Annotated in this window: 2 protein-coding genes and 1 pseudogene; all 3 read right to left on the bottom strand. The window is 42.2% G+C overall.

Features of this window, described 5'->3' with window-relative positions; all coding sequences use genetic code 11:
* Nucleotides 1-320: 320 nt before the first annotated feature.
* Nucleotides 321-1,493 (bottom strand): annotated as a pseudogene (locus tag DL94_RS0113215) (IS3 family transposase); the annotation flags it as partial.
* Nucleotides 1,494-1,662: 169 nt separating this feature from the next.
* Nucleotides 1,663-1,833, bottom strand: coding sequence for a hypothetical protein (locus DL94_RS16200; protein WP_156031882.1), 171 nt, complete (start codon nucleotides 1,831-1,833; stop codon nucleotides 1,663-1,665).
* A gap of 45 nt (nucleotides 1,834-1,878) precedes the next feature.
* Nucleotides 1,879-2,061: a hypothetical protein gene (locus tag DL94_RS16195; RefSeq protein ID WP_156031879.1), complete on the bottom strand. Its 183-nt coding sequence runs from the start codon at nucleotides 2,059-2,061 to the stop codon at nucleotides 1,879-1,881.
* Nucleotides 2,062-2,171 lie beyond the last annotated feature (110 nt).

The raw sequence follows: 2,171 nt of genomic DNA, 5'->3' as shown, positions 1-2,171 counted from the left end.
AGAGGCACATACGTATGGCCATGTACAAACGCGCCGCCCAATTCGCCCCCTTTGCCGCCTTGACCGGCTATGAAGAAATAGTGCAGGCAACGGCCAAGGCTCACGAAAAAGCAGTGGCGGGCGGAGCTGTGTTTTAAGTATGATAAAAGGTGCTGTGATATAAAATGCTTTCGCATTTCATCACAGCACCTTTTTTGAATTTGCCAGTCAGAAAATGTCATCAATCAAGTCATCGAGGTCATAAGTAACGACGTCTACAAGGTCATCCCACCAGCTGCCACCAGACGAGTTGGGGCTGCGGACAAAAAGTTGGACTATCATTATGCGATAATTCCTAATTTCTGTCGATATTCCCTTGGACTCAAATATCCAAGGGATTCTTTTATTCTCACTTGATTATACCATCGAATATAGCAGTTAACTTCATCCATGAATGCGTCAATACTGATTTCAGTCCAACGTCCAGGATAAAACATTTCATTTTTCAGTCTGCCCCAAAAGCCTTCACAAGCAGCATTATCAGGAGAGCAGCCCTTCTTTGACATGGACCTTGTCAGATGGGCTGCTTCCATACATTCAATCCAGCCGGGCCAGCGATAGTGGCATCCTCGATCCGTATGGACAATAGGATGTTCTCCAGGACCAAGTTGACGAATACCGTCTTCCAACATACTGTTCACCAGATTGGCATTGGGGCTTGTACCCAACTTCCAGGCAACGATCATTCCATCAAAGCAATCTACCAAAGCAGACAAATAAACCTTGCCGGCGGCTATGGATAATTCTGTTATATCAGTGAGCCATTTTTTATTCGGTGCATCTGCATGAAAATCTCGATTTAGCAGATTTTCAACGGAAGGAGTTATTTCACCTTGATAAGAAGAGTACCTTTTGTGCGATTTAACAGGTACTCTCAATCCTTCTTCGGACATAATTCGCCGAATCACCTTTTCGGAAAGGATAATCCCATCGCGGCGAAGGATTCCATAAATACGACGATATCCATAGCATTGTCGGTTCTCAAAAAATATTTTCCGAATTTTCTCTTTCAAGCTGGCATATTTGTCAATACGTTTCTGTATCTTCTTTTGGTAATAATAACTGCTTCTAGATAAGCCAAGTTTTAGCAGAAGCTCTGGTAGTGAATATTTTTGTTGTAAGGCATCAATTATCACTACCTTTTCCCGATTTTTCAACGGTTCCAGATTGATGCCTGGGTCTTTTTTTAATACAGCAATCGTTTCTTTTAAGATATCCATTTCCAGTTGCATATCATGCATTTTTTGCTTCAAAGCATCCAATTCGTTTTGTGATGTCTCTAGGGAGCTTTCTTTTAAGCTGTCTCTGGGAATATCTTTCGAATTCATTAATGCCAATCGTCCTTCCTTGACGTATCGTCGTCGCCATGTGTATATAGATTCCCTTGAATATCCTGTCTCCTCTGATACTAATTGTACATTTTCTCCAAGTTCAAAGCAACGATGAAGAATATTTAATTTTGTCTCAACGGATGGATGTAAAGGATGCTCTACGGTATTAATGAATTTCTTCCGTACTTTTAAAGGCTTTATAGGTGCTTCTCTCTCCCTTAGCCAGCGATACAGGCATTGACGTGTTGGATATCCCAATCGAATAATCACCGTGGTTACGGATTTCGTTTCGTCATACAGCTGCAAGGCTTTTTGTTTCTGCTCTAATGAAAATGACATCGTAATATCCTCCATCAGAGTCCAACTTTTTGTCCGCAGCCCCCTCTCCACCAGACACATTGTCCAGTTCCATAATCTCCATTTTTTTCTTCTCCATTACGTTAAGTTCTTTCTTGTCCATCATTTTTGACAACTCCTTTCGTTTGTAATCTGCATCTTGCTATCTTCTTTAGGCAGTGATATTCACTTCGTCCCAAAATCCATGGTAGTTATCAGTAGGCGGTGGGTCTATGTAGCCCCAAGGTTCATTTTTGGGCACATCAGGCGGCGGCGGATAAATGCACCCTCCTGTTACGATTTCCATAATCTCAATCGTAAGTTCTTTCTTATCAATCATTTTAATCATCTCCATCCTTGATTCTATCTTTCAATAACCGGATTTAGTTCATTCGGGATGATCACATCATCCCAGGAAGAACCCGGGGGATCCCCCAGGGGGGGCGTCTCAATTCCGCCGGCAAT

The organism is Selenomonas sp. AE3005, assembly GCF_000686945.1.
Lineage (GTDB): Bacteria > Bacillota > Negativicutes > Selenomonadales > Selenomonadaceae > Selenomonas_A.
This window is presented reverse-complemented; position numbering and strand designations above follow the sequence as displayed.

Excerpts from the sequence above, each read along its gene's own strand:
- DL94_RS16195 (WP_156031879.1), bottom strand. The coding sequence starts at position 2,061 with ATGGAGATGATTAAAATGATTGATAAGAAAGAACTTACGATTGAGATT.
- DL94_RS16200 (WP_156031882.1), bottom strand. The coding sequence starts at position 1,833 with ATGATGGACAAGAAAGAACTTAACGTAATGGAGAAGAAAAAAATGGAG.